The sequence below is a fragment of the Arcticibacter svalbardensis MN12-7 genome (genome assembly GCF_000403135.1).
Lineage (GTDB): Bacteria > Bacteroidota > Bacteroidia > Sphingobacteriales > Sphingobacteriaceae > Arcticibacter > Arcticibacter svalbardensis.
The window spans coordinates 1-15151 of record NZ_AQPN01000055.1; the positions used below are offsets into that span (position 1 = coordinate 1).

At 39.9% G+C, this 15151-nt stretch carries 14 protein-coding genes and 1 pseudogene; 2 read left to right on the forward strand and 13 right to left on the reverse strand.

Features of this window, described 5'->3' with window-relative positions; translation table 11 throughout:
• Both ADIARSV_RS06885 and ADIARSV_RS06890 read right to left on the reverse strand, forming a co-directional pair.
• Positions 1-367, reverse strand: a pseudogene (locus ADIARSV_RS06885) (hypothetical protein); the annotation flags it as partial.
• 425 nt (positions 368-792) lie between these two features.
• Positions 793-2346, reverse strand: coding sequence for a Do family serine endopeptidase (locus tag ADIARSV_RS06890; protein ID WP_016194718.1), 1554 nt, complete (start codon positions 2344-2346; stop codon positions 793-795).
• A 181-nt stretch (positions 2347-2527) separates the two neighbouring features.
• Between ADIARSV_RS06890 and dapF the strand changes: the two genes are divergently transcribed.
• Both dapF and aspS read left to right on the forward strand, forming a co-directional pair.
• The gene (dapF, locus tag ADIARSV_RS06895) at positions 2528-3343 is read left to right on the forward strand and encodes a diaminopimelate epimerase (RefSeq protein ID WP_016194719.1); all 816 of its coding nucleotides are present in this window, start codon (positions 2528-2530) and stop codon (positions 3341-3343) included.
• Positions 3344-3445: 102 nt separating this feature from the next.
• Positions 3446-5191: an aspartate--tRNA ligase gene (aspS, locus tag ADIARSV_RS06900; protein WP_040299349.1), complete on the forward strand. Its 1746-nt coding sequence runs from the start codon at positions 3446-3448 to the stop codon at positions 5189-5191.
• 59 nt (positions 5192-5250) lie between these two features.
• Here the strand turns inward: aspS and ADIARSV_RS06905 are convergent, their stop codons facing one another.
• The 11 genes from ADIARSV_RS06905 to ADIARSV_RS06955 all read right to left on the reverse strand — a co-directional run bounded on the left by ADIARSV_RS06905 (position 5251) and on the right by ADIARSV_RS06955 (position 15105).
• Positions 5251-5826 (reverse strand): DUF3109 family protein, encoded by a 576-nt coding sequence (locus ADIARSV_RS06905; RefSeq protein ID WP_040299351.1) that lies wholly within the window; start codon positions 5824-5826, stop codon positions 5251-5253.
• 58 nt (positions 5827-5884) lie between these two features.
• The gene (locus ADIARSV_RS06910; protein ID WP_040299354.1) at positions 5885-6640 is read right to left on the reverse strand and encodes a DUF3108 domain-containing protein; all 756 of its coding nucleotides are present in this window, start codon (positions 6638-6640) and stop codon (positions 5885-5887) included.
• A gap of 9 nt (positions 6641-6649) precedes the next feature.
• A complete protein-coding gene (locus tag ADIARSV_RS06915; RefSeq protein WP_016194723.1) occupies positions 6650-7165 on the reverse strand; it encodes a DUF2480 family protein in 516 nt (171 codons plus the stop codon).
• Positions 7166-7323: 158 nt separating this feature from the next.
• A complete protein-coding gene (locus ADIARSV_RS06920; protein ID WP_316929493.1) occupies positions 7324-9426 on the reverse strand; it encodes a SurA N-terminal domain-containing protein in 2103 nt (700 codons plus the stop codon).
• Between the two features lie 104 nt (positions 9427-9530).
• Positions 9531-10091 (reverse strand): LPS export ABC transporter periplasmic protein LptC, encoded by a 561-nt coding sequence (gene lptC, locus ADIARSV_RS06925; protein ID WP_016194725.1) that lies wholly within the window; start codon positions 10089-10091, stop codon positions 9531-9533.
• A 2-nt stretch (positions 10092-10093) separates the two neighbouring features.
• A complete protein-coding gene (locus ADIARSV_RS06930; protein ID WP_016194726.1) occupies positions 10094-11386 on the reverse strand; it encodes a porin family protein in 1293 nt (430 codons plus the stop codon).
• Positions 11379-12122, reverse strand: coding sequence for a type III pantothenate kinase (locus ADIARSV_RS06935; RefSeq protein ID WP_016194727.1), 744 nt, complete (start codon positions 12120-12122; stop codon positions 11379-11381). Before ADIARSV_RS06935 ends, ADIARSV_RS06930 begins: the two co-directional genes overlap by 8 nt.
• Complete coding sequence (purQ, locus tag ADIARSV_RS06940) at positions 12122-12814, reverse strand: phosphoribosylformylglycinamidine synthase subunit PurQ (RefSeq protein WP_016194728.1); 693 nt, start codon at positions 12812-12814, stop codon at positions 12122-12124. Before purQ ends, ADIARSV_RS06935 begins: the two co-directional genes overlap by 1 nt.
• A 77-nt stretch (positions 12815-12891) precedes the next feature.
• A complete protein-coding gene (locus ADIARSV_RS06945; RefSeq protein ID WP_016194729.1) occupies positions 12892-13869 on the reverse strand; it encodes a DUF6427 family protein in 978 nt (325 codons plus the stop codon).
• Positions 13870-13900: 31 nt separating this feature from the next.
• A complete protein-coding gene (locus tag ADIARSV_RS06950) occupies positions 13901-14416 on the reverse strand; it encodes a DinB family protein (RefSeq protein WP_016194730.1) in 516 nt (171 codons plus the stop codon).
• Positions 14413-15105: a YjjG family noncanonical pyrimidine nucleotidase gene (locus ADIARSV_RS06955; RefSeq protein WP_016194731.1), complete on the reverse strand. Its 693-nt coding sequence runs from the start codon at positions 15103-15105 to the stop codon at positions 14413-14415. Before ADIARSV_RS06955 ends, ADIARSV_RS06950 begins: the two co-directional genes overlap by 4 nt.
• Between the last annotated feature and the right edge of the window lie 46 nt (positions 15106-15151).

Genomic DNA, 15151 nt, shown 5'->3' on the forward strand with positions numbered 1-15151 from the left:
CACGGAGCACATCGGCCAGCGGACTGTCTGCATTAAATTCCATACCGTTCAGGTAAGAAAGGTCTGCATCATGCAAATCCCTTTTACCTACAGAACCACTGGTACTGTTTCGGATGCTATGGTACACATAACGGGTACTGCGACTAACCGCTGCCCCATCCCGAAAAAGATAGGCCGGATCAAATGCCCTGCGAATAATAGCAGCAGCAGAGCTGGAAAGCCCGAATTCTGTCGAAGTTTTAATACTTTCCGGGGTTTGTTTAAATGCTTTAGGTTTGCCTTGAATCAGGTTCTTTTTGCCGTAAGTACGGTATACGACGGATCCTGCGGTACCGCGGATCATTCCATTTTTATCTACATAAGCCATAATAGCGATTTGATTACATTAGTCTCGTAAGGTAATCGTTATAGAAATCTTAAAGCAAAGTATTTGCATAACTTCCTAAAAAAGACAAAAAAGGGTAAGAATACAGCAGATTTTTCTTAACTCTGAATTTTTGCTCATTAAATAGTATAAATCAGCCTAAAATCTGCTTAATGAAGCCAAAAACAAACCCTGTACATCCAGGCATAAGTCCCATTTATGGACGTCCATGTCGGACTTATTACGGGATTATCTCCGATTCATCTCAGCATAATTTAGTTCTTGTTTTTATACTAATACAGTTTATATTAGCGCAATACCAGTTGGATAGCGATAAAACCCATTTAAGGTTAATCTTTAAAACTCATATAAACAAAAAAAGCCCCCTGCACTAAGCAAGGGGCTAAAAAAATCTATTTAAAAAATAATTAATCAGCTAAAGGAAAAGTCATCATGACTCTTGATCCGTCAGGAGATATACCATTGATCCGGAGCATATTATTTTTGCTTACCGCTAAGGCACCATCAATATCTTCAATCTTATGGATTGGTTTTTCATTGATAGTAGTAATGATGGTTCCTCTCTCTATTCCATAACTATTAAAGAGACCTTCCTGACGCACACCGGTTACAACCAAACCACCTGTAATGCGGTAACGTTGTTTCTGTGCAGCGGAGACCGGACTAAAGCTTGCTCCAAGCGTATTGTATATTGCTGAAGGAGATTTTGTGCTCTTTGCAATTTCCAGGTCAGCCTCACCCTTCAGTGTAACTGAAGCAGTTCGTTCTTTACCCTCACGAAGATAAGCCAATTCGACCTTATCGCCAGGCCGTAAACGTGCTACGCGTTCCTGAAGATCAGAACCAGCCATAATTTTATTACCATTGATCTTGGTTAGGATATCGCCCTTTTGGATGCCAACAGCAGCTGCGCCACCACCTTTAACCACGTTATTTACTAAAAGACCACTGATTTCACTGACTTTCAATTCTTTAGAATTACTGGCATTTAATTCCACGAAAGTAACCCCAACAAAGCCACGTTTAACTGTACCGAATTTGATAAAGTCATCCATAATCTTTTTAGCCAGGTTTACTGGAATAGCAAATCCATAACCAGCATAGTAGCCGGTTTGAGAGGCGATAGCGGCGTTAATTCCGATCAGTTCTCCTCGGGCGTTAACTAACGCACCCCCACTGTTTCCACGGTTAATAGCCGCATCCGTTTGAATAAAGGACTCAATAGCTGAATTTGTACGGGGTTCCGCAGATTGTCTATTTCCATACCCCTGTCCCTGTTGTTCATCTTGTTCATTCAAGATCCCGATGCTTCTACCTTTAGCGCTCACAATACCCGCGGTAACGGTTGTTTGCAAGGTTAAAGGATATCCTACGGCTAAAACCCATTCTCCTACCTGCACATTATCTGAGTTACCCAGTTTAACAACAGGTAAACCTGTAGCGGCAACTTTAATCAGGGCAAGGTCTGTATTGGGGTCACGACCAATTACTTTGGCTTCATAAGAACGGTTATCCGTTAAGATCACCTCAATCTTACTCGCTTTTTCAACCACATGATTATTGGTTACAATATACCCATCCGGACTAACGATGACACCTGAGCCAGATGCTCTGGTTGGCTGTCTTTGTGCATTGTCTCCTCTTGGGTTACCAAAGAAATTGCGAAACATTTCTTCCATTGGATCTCCGCTTCCTTCACTTTCCTCACCTTGTGAATCGGTTTGTTTGCCACCGTACGTAGTTTGTATATGTACTACGCCTGGCGTTACTGCTGCGGCAGCCTGAACAAAGTCTACCTCTCCTGTCGAGGCAACACTAACCGGGTTATTCGTGAAGTAAACTTTCTGCTTATCCTCGATCCCCATTTTCGCGGATGTGTTGTTCTCTATAAGCTTGTATCCGCCTATTGCCACTGCACCTCCGAATAATGCAGTTAAAAACGCTAAACCTATTCTTCTCATCTTTTTTATATAGTTGTGTTTATTGTAATATCAAATGTAATACCACTACAACGGTAAATGCAACAGATGAATGCCATAAGTAGTGTTAAAAAATGTTAAACGTTAAAATTTACATATAGTTTTTCCCCAAGGCTTATCAACGATTTTTTGTAATCTTGTATAGGAATTGATTCGTATTCAAATGAAAGTGCATTTTTACAAATACCAGGGGGCGGGGAATGATTTTATACTCGTTGATAACCGCAATAACAGTATAAATCATCAAAATCCTGCTCTAATTGCTTCTTTATGTGATCGGCGTTTTGGAGTTGGAGGCGATGGAATGATGTTTTTGCAGCTTAAAGCGGGTTTCGATTTCGAGATGATCTATTATAATGCAGATGGTCAGCCCAGCAGCATGTGTGGAAATGGTGGTCGTTGTATCGTAGCTTTTGCGCGACATTTGGGTGTTATCGGACTGGAAACCAACTTTTTGGCAGTAGATGGTCCCCATTATGCCAAAATTTCAGAGCAGGGCGATTTTGTAAGTCTGCAAATGAGCAATGTAAATGACATTTCTGCCGATGGTGCTGCTTCTGTATTAGACACAGGATCACCGCATTACGTATTGCTGGCAGCTGATCTGGAGCACAAGGATGTTTACGCAGAGGGAAAAGCTATCCGCTATAATGATACCTATAAGAAAAAGGGGATCAATATTAACTTTGTCGAGGAAATGGACGACCATTACTTTGTGCGCACGTATGAACGCGGAGTTGAGGATGAAACCTTTGCCTGCGGAACCGGCGCTACGGCTGTTGCTTTAGCTATGGCAAAAAGTAAAAACCAGACGGGTGAGGGATCGACGAAGATCAAGGTTTTAGGGGGAAAGCTGAATGTTCGTTTTAAATATGACGGTGCGCATTTCAATTCCATTTTTTTAGAAGGTCCTGCACAATTGGTCTTTGAAGGTGATATCACAACTCCGGAGGTTCTTTCTTCTTCCGCTAACAATTAAATCAATATATATAATACTAAGAGAGGGTTTTTAAGGAAAGTTGAGTTCTTCATGGATTCCTATTTTCTAAAAAATTACTTTTGCAGTTCTAATAAAACTTTTATGCATAGAACGAATACTTGCGGTGAATTAACTTTAGCTGATTTAGGTAAAGAAGTTATCCTTGCCGGATGGGTACAAAAATCCCGTGATCTTGGAGGAATGACCTTTATCGATGTCCGTGACCGCTACGGAATTACGCAACTTGTTTTTAATGAGGAAGAGAATCCCACTTTATGTGCCAAAGCACGTGAGGTATCCCGGGAATATGTAATTAAAGTAACAGGAACAGTTGTTGAACGCTCCAATAAAAATCCTAAAATAGCTACCGGAGATATTGAATTAAAGGTTTCTAACTTAGAAATACTAAACCCAGCCAAACTTCCTCCTTTTTTAATTGAGGATGAAACGGATGGTGGTGATGACTTGCGCTTGAAATACAGGTACCTGGATCTGCGCCGTGCTCCACTGCGTAATAACCTGATCCTGCGTCATAAAATGGCTCAGGAGATTCGTAAATATTTGGATTTACAGGACTTCCTTGAAGTGGAAACTCCTGTTCTGATTAAGTCTACGCCGGAAGGGGCAAGAGATTTTGTGGTACCAAGCCGCATGAATCCGGGTGAGTTTTATGCCCTGCCACAGTCGCCACAGACTTTCAAACAATTATTAATGGTATCGGGCTTTGACCGGTATTTCCAGATTGTAAAGTGTTTCCGTGATGAGGATCTGCGTGCAGACCGTCAGCCTGAGTTTACACAAATCGATTGTGAGATGTCTTTTATCGAGCAGGAAGATATTTTAAACCTGTTTGAAGGGTTAACACATCACTTGTTTAAGACGGTAAAAGGATTGGATATGGCACCTTTTCCAAGAATGACTTACTTTGATGCCATGCGCCTTTATGGTTCCGATAAACCGGATACGCGTTTCGATATGCAGTTTGTGGAACTTACTGACTTAGCTAAAGGGAAAGGATTTCCTGTTTTTGATAGCGCAGAGCTTGTTGTAGGCATTAATGCGAAGGGTTGCTCACATTATACCCGTAAGCAACTGGATGAACTGACAGACTTTATTAAACGTCCTCAGGTTGGAGCAACCGGTATGGTTTATTGCCGTTTTAACACAGATGGAACGTTGAAATCTTCTGTAGATAAGTTTTATTCAGAAGAAGATCTGAAAGCCTGGTCCGCTTCGTTTAACGGAGAGCCGGGAGATTTATTCCTGATCTTATCCGGGAAATCGGAAAAGGTGCGCAAGCAATTGAGCGAACTCCGCCTTGAGGTGGCCAGCAGATTAGGATTTAGAGATAAAACTAAATTTTCACCATTATGGGTTGTTGACTTTCCTTTATTGGAATGGGATGAGGAGTCTGACCGCTTCCATGCCATGCATCACCCCTTTACTTCTCCTAAACCAGAAGATATAGCCATGCTGGATACTAATCCTAAAGAAGTAAGAGCAAATGCTTATGATTTGGTGATCAATGGAACAGAGATTGGTGGTGGTTCGATCAGGATCCATGACCGTACACTTCAGGAGCTGATGTTTAAACATCTTGGATTTACTCCCGAAGAAGCCCAGAAACAATTCGGGTTCCTAATGGATGCCTTTGAATATGGTGCTCCTCCACATGGTGGGATAGCTTTTGGATTCGATCGCCTGGTTTCTATATTTTCAGGATTGGATTCTATCCGGGACGTCATTGCGTTTCCAAAAAACAATTCAGGCAGGGATGTGATGATTGATTCGCCTTCTACTATTGCTGAGGTACAAATGAAAGAGCTTTGTATTAAAACAACAGTTTAAGAAGAGCTATAAATTAAAAAGAGGATGTCTCCAGATTGGGGACATCCTCTTTTTTAGTTTTATATAGTCTTAGCGTATTCTACAGCGGAGAGATCCAGTTCGTTATACCAATCTTCGCCGAATTTACGGATCAGAGGTTCTTTTAAAAACCGATATACAGGTACTTTTAATTCTTTACCAAAGGCGCAGGCTGGTTTGCAAATATGCCAGCGATCATAGTTTAGTACATCAAATTCGGGGTAAGCGGTGATACGGATGGGGTATAAATGGCAGGAGATTGGTTTCTTCCAATGGGTTTTACCGTCCAGATATGCTTTTTCGATCGCACATTTACTGATTCCGTTTTCCCACATCACATAAGCACACTCCTTGTTATCATCCACACAGGGTGTAGTAAGATCACCTTCGAAATCTTTTACCCATGTACCGGTGCGCTCAATGGTTTCAATGCCCTTTTCAGTCATATATGGCTTAACAAGGGGATAAATTTCTTCCAGAATCTTTAATTCTGTCATTTCAAGAGGAGCACCTGAGTCGCCCTCTACACAACAAGCGCCTTTACATTTATCGAGATTGCACACAAAACTCTCACTCAAAACATCCTCATGCACCAGGGTTTTCTGTACTTCTAACATATCATTTGAATTTGAAAGAGGCAAAGGTCGTAATAAAAGAACGTATTATCGTTCTATATTAGTGCAGAAGTCCCTTTACAGCTGTGACTTCGAGGGTAACAGAGCCTACAAGGATTTCTACCTGTGCCTTTACGGGGATCCGGTTTCCGTCATCTGTGATCCACAGATATAGTTTGCTATCATCTTTGAAGATCCGGCCCGGTTTGATAGAAGGATTAAATTTAAGGCAGTTAAAGGTACCAATTGCGGTTTTGATCCGCTCTTTTCCTACATAAGTAATCTGCAATTCCGAAACCTCATCATTCAGAAAATAAGGAATGGTGAATTCAGTTCCTACCCTGATACCGGATAGGTCGAGACTACGGGCAAAGTAAAAAGAGGATACGAGGTCGAAGGTCATATCCCTGCCAGCAAAGGTTCCTTTTTTACCTGTAACCGTATTCGCTGTTTGGTTGAACCGAACCTTATCCTGACGCCTGTAGTTGGCTTCCCTGATGTTTTCAGTGTATAAATAGGGAAGCAGTGTCGTTCTGTCAATATAGGAATCGTACCTGTTCCTTACTTTATAAAAAAGGTTAAACGAGGCGGAAGTACGTCCTTGCACTAATAAATGATAGACAGGATGGCCATTAAACTTAACATCAGAATCAAGAACATTTAGTGTTCCTTCCGCAGCTGTAATAAAACCATACCTCAATCTATATTTAAGCTCTTCACCAGCTTTAAAGGCAGGAGCTTTACGATACTTCAGGCTTTGAGAGAAAGCCCCTGTCATCAACAGTAATAACGGGAATAGTATTAAGATTTTCCTCATGCTATACATCTAGTCTTTACGCTTGTATACCGGCACTGTAGAACAAGGTTCACCATACATAATACTTTTTACTACAACGGTGAGTCTACTGGTGAGTGCGGAATAAGCAGAAACAGGAACCGGTATATCACCGCATCCTTTAATGACAACACGCTGATCGCGGAATTGTTCCACATCGAGCGCCTGAACTGCACGATCAAACAAAACTGTTTCCAGCGTTTCAAGAGAGCCGAAAATAACCGTAGCGGCAAATGGTTGCATCTTGTTTGCCAGCAACATATAAGCCCAGGTTGGGACAATAGCATCTGATGAACAGATGACAGCTACGTGTTTGCCTTGATATTGTGACCAGTCGTATTGTTTAATAAATTCACGAAAGTCTTTTTCACGCAGTAAAAGGCCGTGGAACAAATTATCCTTTATATCATAAAGGACTCTTTCACCAGTCGCATTCAGGGAGGCCGGATCGAAGCTGATCAGTCCGCTTTGTGCTACCCTATTGACTATATTTTCCTGTATTTCCATTATCTTCTATCAAAAACACAAATGTCGTGTATGTTTCGGCATTTGTTATAAGTTAAAAGTAAAAACTTACAACAGCAAATTGTTTTACGAAATAGCTTAAAAAAGAAAAATCCCAAAGAGTGATCTTTGGGATTTTTCTTTTTTAGCTCAGTGCAGGATTAAAAGAATTTGATTCTGTAATCTTTAACATTGGCCTTATCTTTCAGCACTTCAAGAACCTGTCCTTGCGCACGTTGTTCTAAAGCCTGAGAAATTTGTTGTTTTTGATTTACTGTATTGGTTAAAGATGCAGGATTAGTAAATCCGTTCACCATCACTACATATACACCTTGTTCACCCTTGATTACTTTAGAAAGCTTTTTAGGCTGCAATCCGAATACGGTACCTACCACTTTGTTTTCCTGAGCAACACCAGGAAGAACAGGATTGGCAAATACGATGTTCTGAACCGGAGTAACCGGACGACCAACTTTAGATGCTACCTGATTGATAGATGATGCTCCAGAAAGGGCAGCTTCAAATTTCTCAGCAAGCATGTTTGCTTTTACACGATTACGAACCATAGGTTCAATCTGTTTTTTCACTTTCTCTAAAGGTAAGATTCCAACAGGTCTGATATCAGTCATCCTTGCGACAACGAAACGGTCACCAAGTTCAAATACCTTATCGGTCATGTCACCTTCTTTCGCTTCGAATGCCCAACGAACGAGTTCACGTGGATTTTCAATTCCGGTTATATTAGATTGAGATGCTGTAAGATTTTCAGCAACCAATTTAGTCTGACCATCTATTTTAACACGTGCATCAAATGATTTTGCATCATCAACAGCAGAAAGGAAAGCGGAAGCTTTAGAAAAAGCAGCGGATTGCGTTTCGCTACTGCTAGAGATTATTTTATCTACCACACCAACTTTAGCTACTCTGGAAGAGCCAACTTGTTTTTCGATACGGATAACATGTGTACCATATTGAGTGGTTACTACTTTAAGATCACCAGGCTTGCCATTAAATACAGCCTCTTCAAAAGCGGGGATCATAGATCCTCTGGCGAAGGTACCTAAGTCTCCTCCTTTTTCTTTTGTTGCGTCACCTCCAAATTTGGAAGCTAATTCAGCAAAATTAGCACCACCTTTAATCAGTGTATAAAGCGAATCTGCCTGAACTTTTGCTCTTTCAGGACTGCCTGCTGTTGCTGCTGTAATTAAAATATGACTCGCTTTAACAGAATCAGGACTCATTCTGGTATCAAGAAGTTTAGCTACTTTATAAGAACCATTACTAAACACAGGACCTACTACTGTTCCAACTGCAGCGTTAAATACGGCAGAATCAAGGGCAGGATCAAGCTGACCTTTTTTCATGTAAGTCAAGGGCATTTTAGTATCCGCATTGATGCTTACAAATAAAGAATCGTTTGGTGTGGTTCTAAAGTCGGTAGCAATTTTTTGAATCATCTTCAATGTACCTGTAGAATCACTTTTAGAAGGACTACCATTAAAAGCTACATATTCGAATGTGCGGGCTTCTTCCTTATTCAGGAATAGATTTTTATTCTCGTTATAATAATCACTGTAGTCATTGTCAGTGATCTTAACCTTATTATCAGGTATAGAGGCATACTCCAGATTCACGTAGTTGAAATTCGCCAGTTTATTACGTTGAGAATAATCTTCACGCGCTTCAAGAGAAGTAACGTAAATGCTATTCTTTACGAGGTTATTATATTTCTGAAATAAGCGGTTGCGTTGAATAGACAACAGGAAGTTAACCCATTGCTCACGTACAGGACTTTTGATATCCTGTGTTTTCAGGTTATTCTGAAAAGTAGCAAGTTGATTTCTATCCAACTGGCCTGTTTGGGGATTACCAAAAGCCTGGATAATTTGAGGGTCAGGGTTCCTTCCTGAAACAAGATCTATACGTTCCTGTTCGCCTACGGTTAAACCAAGGCGTTCCACTTCTTTATTAATCAATATTTCAGAGACCTTCTGGTTCCATGTATTTTCAAGTACATAAGAGGCCATCTGAGGATTCAGCGTAGCTTGACCCATTTGTTGCTTAAAGTTCGTTTCGTTTTGCTCTACTAAAGCTTTAAACTCATCAATTTGAACTTTTTCACCAGCAATCTCACCTACTGAAGTACGATCTCCGTGTAAAAACGGCCCACCGGACTTTACCACATCTCCAAGTAAAAATGCAACGATTGCGAAACCAATAGCTCCTACCAGGATCAACCCGGCACGATTTCGCAAGAAACTCATTATTCCCATATTAACTTTTAATTATTCTTCTTTAAAAAGAGCGCGCAAGATACAATTTTTACAAAACTATATGGACACAAAAATGCAGATGATCTGTAGTGTATTTAATTTACAAGATTTCCGCCTGAAGGAAAGTTCCCTGTGGCATTGAAAATCCTTGGTTTTTTAAAGGCTTCGTCACTTTCAAAACTGGTCCCAAACAGCACATTGCCGTTTTTTTGATTCACCTGGACTAACTTATTGGAATAAAACTTATGTTGTTTTTCGTCCCATATCAGCTCGTCTGATTTATAAACATCCCCTTTTATATTGGTCGCTACTACATTTTTTCTCAACTCCACAATCTGCTGCGCCTCGCGCCTTATGGCGTAATCGGATACAATCCTACTAGTTTCCTTTTGATTTGCGTCATAAAATATGATGGTAACGCCTTTCACCATTTCATCATATTGTTGTTCTTTATACCGGTCAACCTGGGGAGCGAGCATCTTTGCTTTTACAACAGCAGAGTCACTATAGATCACTTCAACACCGTACGATTTATCAACGGGAAGTAAGCTATTATCAGCAGATACCTTTTCTACATCTTTCAAATCGTTCTCGCAGGAACTGAAGAAGAAGCAAATCAGTAAACTGACAGAAGCCCAGGTTTTGATACTTTTCAAGGTTAATCAAATTTATACTTTCTAAACCACTGATCGTTTAATGTAAACCCTAAACTGAAGTTAACATAACGTTCGCGAACCAAAGACATGGATTCGGGACCACGTTGACCAAGTTCGGCAGAAAAGTTTACTTTGTAAAAAGTGGTACGGGTAGGACTTGCCTGGAGAGGGAAACCGAATCCAAGGGTAATAGCCATATCATTGATATCGGTATTTTTGATATTCATGTATGTTTTGTCATATCTGAATCCAAGTCGGTAATCGATCACTTTCAAATAACTACCGACTGAATTGATATCAGGAGTAATCTGTGTACCAACAGCGATACCATATGAATTTTGAAGGCCCATATTTTTTCCAGCTTCTTCATAGTCTTTCCATTGTCCATATTTAAAATCGGCACCAATCAACCAGTTATTCGTTTTCTCGATGGTAAAACCGGCAGTATGCATCATCGGTAACTTAATAGTTGATTTTGCAGCTTCATTGAAAAAGGTAGTATCTGATGCGACATCTTCACCTTCGCCAGATTTAAGATATCGGGTAACGACGGTACTTCTTTCCAGATCTAAGCTAGGACTGTAACTACCTGAGTAACCCAAAGTTAATTTTAGTTTAGGAGATAGGTTGGTAAAGTATTGCAATCCATAATCAAAGTTAAATCCTCCGATACTGCTATTTTCCTGTTTCCTGGCATTGTAAGCGGTATAGTCATAAGGAAATTCAGTTGAGCCGGTTGTTTCCAATTTACCAAAAACATAACCAGCATTGAAGCCTACACTTAAGTGATTGCCCAGTTGTACGCCATAACCCAGATAGAATTTAGATAAACCTCCATCTCCTCCATAAACCTTATCAATAGTTGTGGAATCTAACTTGCTTCGATCTCTGGATTGGAAACCCAAACTGCTAAAAGGAATTAATCCAAAGCTTAATGCTGATTTTTTACTTACCGGAACGGCAAAGAGTAAGTGACTCAGTGATCCGGTAAAGTCAGTTTCTGAATCGCCTGCCCTGCTTCTGCTTAAATATTCAGAGGAAAGACCAACATCAAAAGTAGTCAGCCTGATGGCAGAATAAGATGCAGGATTAGCCAGGTTTATATTGTTATATGAGCCTGGTTTGCGTAAACCGGCAGAAATTCCACCCATTGCTCGGCTTTGAGGAAGTAAAGAACCGTTTAGGGATCCTATTCCAAACTGCGAATAAGCGGAACTAGTGGTAGTTTGGGCATAGGCACTAAAGCTCCCGCTAACTACAAATATTAATACTAAATTCTTAAAAATTCTACTCATTATGCTGATGAATAACTTCGTTTAAACCAATAAGCACCAGATTGGGTTCAGGGTTTATAATTCGCGCAAAGATGCTATTTTTCAGTTGTCTGACAAAAAAATTCGCATCTCCTCCACATATTAAGACCTTAAGATCGGGCCACTTTGTAAAATAATCATTTATAAATCCATACATTTCATGTACGGACCCTTTTAACACACCCGCCAGTAAGGACTCTTGGGTATTTTTGCCATAACTAGCTTCAAAATCTTCATCAAGCTCTACCAAGGGCAGTCTTTCCGTAAAGGCATGCATAGATTTAAGCCTCATTTTCAATCCAGGGGATATTATACCACCTGAATACTTGCGCTTATCGTCTAAAAAATCATACGTGATACAAGTACCAGCATCGATAGCCAGACAATTTGATTCAGGAAATAATGCTTCCGAACCTATAATTGCAGCAAATCTATCAAGTCCTAAAGTTTGAGGTGTTTTATATTGGTTATCAATACGCGAAGAAATAGTTGTTGTAAAACGTATAAAATTGCATCTTGACTTTAAATATTCCTCATAAACAGATGATTGCTCCTTTACTGAAGATATGATTGCATTTTTGATAGCATAAGAATGGGAAAAACTATGAATCGCTTCCACGCTAAGACTATCAGTAACCTGTATATCTTTAAGTTCCCGGTTATTGAACAAGGCCATTTTAGAAAAAGTATTCCCAATGTCAATAACCAAATTAACCATTAAGCATCAACCGTTTTCAAAATAGATTCAAAGATTCCCAATCCATCCTGGTTACCTAGCAAAGAATCTGCAGCACGTTCAGGGTGAGGCATCAATCCAAATACATTACGTTGTTTGTTACAAACACCGGCGATGTTCTGAATAGATCCGTTTGGATTAGATTCAAGAGATATATTTCCTGCTTCATCACAATACTTAAACAGGATTTGATCCTGATCATTCAGCATTTTTAGTGTATCTGCATCAGCAAAATAATTTCCTTCACCATGGGCGACAGGAATTTTCAGTGCTTTATTCAGACCCAACTGGTTTGTAACGAGTGAATCTAAAGTTTGAGGCTTCAGGAAAATATTCTTACAGTTAAATTTTCTATGATCGTTATGCAAGAGTGCCCCTGGAACAAGTCCGGCTTCTGCAAGTATTTGAAAACCATTACAGATTCCCATAACATAACCCCCTTTATTGGCAAACTGAATAACTTCCTGCATGATAGGAGAAAACCGGGCGATAGCGCCTGACCTGAGATAGTCGCCAAAAGAAAACCCCCCAGGAAGAATAATAAAATCACACTGTTGAAGATCATGGTCTTTATGCCATAATTTAACAACTTCCTGACCTAATATATTTCCTAAGACATCAACACTATCCTGATCACAGTTTGATCCCGGGAAAACAACAACTCCGAACTTCATGATACAAAACTATTTAAATTTTGATTGCTAATGGCTTTTTATTTGTTAAAAAAGGTTAATGTAGGACCGTTGGAGCGTTAAAAAAACTGAAAATACAAGATACAAGCGACCAGGATAAGGTATAAAGATTCATAAAACCATCGTTTCTGAGCAGAAATGAAATAATGAGCCATGAAAACAGACACTGGAGCAACGGTGAGTAAGAAATGATTTGTATGATAAGGATTTTTGATATAAACCGATATTAAGGCAAAGAAAAACATAAAGAGAAGCGTTAAGTACGATTTTCTCAAGTGGACATTACTCCGGTTCAGCTTCTGACTGATCGTTAAAAGAGTAAAGAATAAGATGAATAGCACAGGCAAAAACACCCAATAATCCTTTATATCTATTGCAGAGGCAGGTTGAAGGACTTTGGCGAAAGGAAAGGCATTTTGAATAAATATTGCCCATGAATCATTCAGATAATTGATCATGGTAAGAAGAAGGCAAACGGTTAGAAAACCAAGAATACCAGCAACCCATTCGCGCCAGTTAAATGGTCGGAATATAATCAGTACAAACCATAGGAGCGGCAACATAGCCAGGAAAGGAAAATAAACCAGGGTTCCTGCACCTACAATCATTCCCATATCGAAAATAACGCTTATTGCTTTGTCCTTTCTATAAATACTAAGAAACTTTTCTATCAGCCATAACATGAAAAAATTAGCCAGTAACACCTGGCTTAAAACCAGGAAAGAAGGTAAAAGCGCTGACATGGTTATGAACATCAATGCAGGCAGGAAAGTGGGTTTTGGCAGCAGATTGTAATTATTAACAATACGATTCAGGAGCAGTGACTGAAAAAGCGTCAGAATAAGTGCATAAAAAACAGCACTGAAAGGACTAAAAAAATCGGCAGGTAAATGAAATAAAGTTCCGGTATAGGGCTCAACAAGAGATACATTTACAGATTGGGGTAAATTATAGATCACTCCAAGTCTGAGCAATACAGCTACTAGTACAAGAAGGAGCAGGTTGAAAGGATTTAATGTTCTAAACTGATTGATCATGCCGGATGAATACCTAATAAGAAAAGCAATATTATGAACTTTTTCTTATCCTTTCTAACTGCTTTAAATGATGACGGGTATGAATTTCAATAAACCACAGCCATTCCTGCGGATTAAGCCTACCAAAACGGGGGTGGCGAATCCTATTATCTTTTGGTGTTTTTATGAGTTTAGGAAGAAGTTCCCTGAGTTTTTCAGCAGATTTTATCAGATCATTTTTAGCCTGTTCTTTACTGATACAGGTTACGATGGCGGCTATATTGGGTGGTGACTTAATTTTTAGCGGGGGGAATCTCCCTATAAAAAAAACAAAGCGGGCAAGAAGTGTCGGCCCGGAACTTCGATGTTTAGGTTTTGCATGAATACATCTTTCCAATGCCAGTATAGACCTTGCGTTTACCTGGATCACATGGCAGTAAATCTCCGAGGGCGACCAACCTCCCTGCGGCGGAGGTTTAATGAAGTCCTCCTCCTCTATTTCCTTTAATAAAGCCAGGTATGTGGTGATGGCCTCTTTTATAGAAAGCGCAGTTGCGGGAATACTCATAGGATAAGCAGTAAATCGTGCAAATTGTGTATTTCCGTAGTGACATCAGTGGGTGTTTGCTGAAGGGTAGGATTAAAAAAGATGGCATCCATTCCAAAATCCATTGCGCCCCTTATATCTGCTTCAATACTATCGCCGATCATAACACTCGTTTCTTTAAGCGCTCCCGCTCCGTTTAATGCATATTCAAAAATAGCGCGATGTGGCTTATTTACCCCTACGTTTTCAGATATGACTACGGTTTCAAAATACTTACCCAGGTTGGACAGGTTAATTTTCATGAGGGCCTGCTCCCTGAAACCATTGGTGATTAGATGAAGTTTATATTTACTAAACAGATAGGAAAGCGTTTCATGAGCCTGTGGGAATAAATTAGTTTTGGTGGAGCAGGTATGCAGATAAACATCCTCAAAATCCGTTGGAATCTGATCAGCACAAACACCCATGGCTTCGAAGGTGTTTTTGAAACGGGAAGCCCGCAATTCGTCTTTAGTAATTTGACCAAGGTGATACGATGCCCATAATGCGTGATTATGATAGGTGTAATGTTCGACAAATGAATGAACATTGCTTAATCCAAGATCCTCTAATGAATAAGTGAGATAAAGTTCGTGGAGCGTTTCTGCTGCATTCTTATCGAAGTCCCAGATGGTATGATCAAGATCAAAAAATATATGATTGTATTTCATTCAGAGAATTTAGTCTTTAATTCCATAAGCAATATCGCCAGCATCG

Bases quoted from the DNA above. Each gene is read 5' to 3' on its own strand.
- ADIARSV_RS06890 (WP_016194718.1), bottom strand. From the start codon at position 2,346: ATGAGAAGAATAGGTTTAGCGTTTTTAACTGCATTATTCGGAGGTGCA.
- dapF (WP_016194719.1), top strand. From the start codon at position 2,528: ATGAAAGTGCATTTTTACAAATACCAGGGGGCGGGGAATGATTTTATA.
- aspS (WP_040299349.1), top strand. From the start codon at position 3,446: ATGCATAGAACGAATACTTGCGGTGAATTAACTTTAGCTGATTTAGGT.
- ADIARSV_RS06905 (WP_040299351.1), bottom strand. From the start codon at position 5,826: ATGTTAGAAGTACAGAAAACCCTGGTGCATGAGGATGTTTTGAGTGAG.
- ADIARSV_RS06910 (WP_040299354.1), bottom strand. From the start codon at position 6,640: ATGAGGAAAATCTTAATACTATTCCCGTTATTACTGTTGATGACAGGG.
- ADIARSV_RS06915 (WP_016194723.1), bottom strand. From the start codon at position 7,165: ATGGAAATACAGGAAAATATAGTCAATAGGGTAGCACAAAGCGGACTG.
- ADIARSV_RS06920 (WP_316929493.1), bottom strand. From the start codon at position 9,426: ATGAGTTTCTTGCGAAATCGTGCCGGGTTGATCCTGGTAGGAGCTATT.
- ADIARSV_RS06930 (WP_016194726.1), bottom strand. From the start codon at position 11,386: ATGAGTAGAATTTTTAAGAATTTAGTATTAATATTTGTAGTTAGCGGG.
- ADIARSV_RS06935 (WP_016194727.1), bottom strand. From the start codon at position 12,122: ATGGTTAATTTGGTTATTGACATTGGGAATACTTTTTCTAAAATGGCC.
- purQ (WP_016194728.1), bottom strand. From the start codon at position 12,814: ATGAAGTTCGGAGTTGTTGTTTTCCCGGGATCAAACTGTGATCAGGAT.
- ADIARSV_RS06945 (WP_016194729.1), bottom strand. From the start codon at position 13,869: ATGATCAATCAGTTTAGAACATTAAATCCTTTCAACCTGCTCCTTCTT.
- ADIARSV_RS06950 (WP_016194730.1), bottom strand. From the start codon at position 14,416: ATGAGTATTCCCGCAACTGCGCTTTCTATAAAAGAGGCCATCACCACA.
- ADIARSV_RS06955 (WP_016194731.1), bottom strand. From the start codon at position 15,105: ATGAAATACAATCATATATTTTTTGATCTTGATCATACCATCTGGGAC.